Genomic DNA, 2,973 nt, shown 5'->3' on the forward strand with positions numbered 1-2,973 from the left:
AGTGCTGCTGGCCGATGCAGCGGGGCGATCGGCGCTGGGCGACGATGCGCTACGCGATCTGACGCTGGTGGATCTGGCGGCGACGCCGGAATGGGCAAATCTGCCGGCGTCGGATCCGGACCCCCGTGCGCTCGGCCTGACCTCGCGCCATCTCGCCTATGTGATCTACACCTCCGGATCAACCGGTTCGCCCAAGGGGGTCATGATTGAGCATGCGAGCACGGTGAACCTGCTGCATTGGAGCAGCGACGTGTTTACGGCATCAGAGATCAGCCGCACGCTGTTTGCCACCTCGATCAGTTTTGATCTGTCCGTCTATGAGTGCTTCGTTCCACTTTCGCAAGGAAGCACGCTTTACCTTGTCGAGAATGCGCTGGCGCTGGCCGAGAGGTCTTTGGATATCTCTTTGATCAACACAGTGCCCTCGGCGATCGCCGCTCTGGTCGACAGGAAAGCAGTGCCGGCTTCGACCAGCGTCGTCAATTTGGCGGGCGAGTGGCTGACGGCGGAACTGATCGAGAAGATCTTTGCGAGCAGTCGGGTCCAGAAGATTTGTAATCTGTACGCGCCTTCTGAAACGACCACGTACTCAACCTGGATCTGCGTGCGAAGGGGGGACGTTGTCGTTGAGACGATTGGCCGTCCGATTGCGAACACGCGGGTGTATCTGCTGGATGATCATGGCGGGCTGGTTCCGTTTGGCGCGGTGGGGGAGCTCTACGTTGGCGGGGCGGGGGTGGCGCGCGGTTATCTGAACCGGCCCGAGCTGACCGCGGAGCGGTTCATCGCCAGTCCCTTTGTGGACGGCGACCGGCTGTACCGCACCGGCGATCTGGCGCGCTACCTGCCGGACGGCAATCTGGAGTTTTTGGGCCGCAACGACGAGCAGGTGAAGATCCGCGGCTTCCGGATCGAGCCCGGCGAGATCGCGGCGCGGCTTTGCGAGCACCCGTTCGTGCGCGAGGCGGTGGTGGTGGCGCACGAGGGCCCCGGCGGCGAGCAGCGTCTTGTCGCCTATGTGGTGTGCGCGCCGGAAGCAGCTTCGAACGGGCTGGAGGGAAGCGAGCTTGTCGGCGCCTTGCGCGCGCACCTAAGTGCGCACCTGCCGGAGTACATGGTGCCATCGGCGTTCGTGCGGCTGGCGGCGCTGCCGCTGACGGTGAATGGCAAGCTGGACCGCAAGGCGCTGGCTGCGCCGGACGATGAGGCGTATGCGCATCGCGCCTATGAGCCGCCGCAAGGCGAGATCGAGATCACGCTGGCACAGATCTGGGCCGAGCTTCTGGGTGTTGAGCGGGTCGGACGCCACGACCACTTCTTTGCGCTCGGCGGGCACTCGCTGCTGGCGGTGCAACTGATCGAGCGTTTGCGGCGGCGGTCGCTGGGGATTGAGGTGCGCACGCTGTTCGCCAGGCCGGTGCTGGCCGATCAGGCCGCAAGCCTGGGCAGTCATCAGGAGGTGGCGGTCCCGGCCAATCGGATCACCGAACAGAGTACGGCGATCACGCCAGAGATGTTGCCGCTCATCGAGCTGGCGCAGGACGAGATCGATCGGATCATCGCCACGGTACCCGGCGGGATCGGCAACATCCAGGACATTTATGGCTTGTCGCCGCTGCAGGACGGCATCCTGTTCCATCATCTGTTGGCGACAAAGGGCGATCCGTACCTGCTGGTATCGCAGATGGCGTTTGCCGAGCGTGGCGTGTTGGACCGCTATCTTGCCGCGGTCCAGCGGGTGGTGGATCGACATGACATCCTGCGTACCTCGTTTGTCTGGGAGGGATTGTCGCGGCCGGCCCAGGTGGTTTGGCGCCACGCATCGCTGGAGGTGAGCGAGGTCGAGCTGGACGGGTCTGCTGGTCCTGGCGCCGCGCAGCTTAAGTATCGGTTTGATCCGCGCCAGCACCGCATCGATCTTAGCCGAGCGCCCTTGTTGCGGTTTGTGACCGCGCGCGATCCCGGCAGCGGGCGCTGGCTGCTGTTGGAGCTGCAGCATCATCTGATCGGGGATCACACGACACTGGAGGTGATGCGTGCCGAGGTCCAGGCTGTGCTGGAGGGACGCGAGCACGAGCTGAGCGAGCCACAGCCGTTCCGCAATCTGGTGGCGCAGGCGCATCTCGGCGCTGATGCCAAGGCGGATGAAGCGTTCTTCCGGGAGCTGCTGGCAGACATCGACGAGCCGAGCACGCCGTTCGGCTTAAGCGAGGTGCGCGGCGACGGCGGCGGGGTTCGAGAGGCGCAGCGGATGCTGCCGCAGCAGCTGAACGCGCGGCTGCGCAGCCAGGCGCGGCGGCTGGGGGTGAGCCTGGCGAGCCTGTGCCATCTGGCCTGGGGTCAGGTGGTGGCGCGCAGCAGCGGCCGCGAGCAGGTGGTGTTCGGCACGGTGCTGTTCGGCCGCATGCATGGCGGGGCGGGCGCCGACCGCGCGATGGGCCTGTTCATCAACACCCTGCCGCTGCGGCTTGATCTTGACGGCACCGCGGTCGAGGCGAGCGTGCGAACCACGCATGCCCGGCTGGTCGAGCTCTTGGCGCACGAGCATGCCTCGCTGGCGCTGGCGCAACGCTGCAGCGGCGTTGCGGCGCCGGCGCCGCTGTTCAGCGCGCTGTTGAACTACCGCCACAACACGCCGGCGGCGGTCACAGCCTCCGCAGCCGATGATGCGCTGTCCGGCGTGGAATGGCTGGGCGAGGAGGAGCGCACCAACTATCCGCTGACCTTGTCGGTGGAGGATTTTGGCGAGGCGCTCGGGCTGACGGCGCAGGTGGCGGAGCCAATCTCGGCGGATCGGATCTGCGGCTACATGCAGCAGACGCTCGCGCAGCTGGCAGCGGCGCTGGAGCGGGCGCCGAACACGCCAGTGCGGGAGCTGGACATCCTGCCAGCGGACGAGCGCACCTATCTGCTGGAGGAGCTGAACCGGACGGCGGCGCCGTATCCTGTGGAGCAGTGCATCCATGAGCTGTT

General features: G+C 66.0%; 1 protein-coding gene. It reads left to right on the forward strand.

Annotated features, from left to right (window positions below):
- Window positions 1–2,973: amino acid adenylation domain-containing protein (locus IVA79_RS22165; protein ID WP_247556629.1), on the forward strand; the 2,973-nt coding region annotated here is incomplete at both ends.

This window comes from Bradyrhizobium sp. 138 (genome assembly GCF_023074075.1).
Classification (GTDB): Bacteria; Pseudomonadota; Alphaproteobacteria; order Rhizobiales; family Xanthobacteraceae; genus Bradyrhizobium.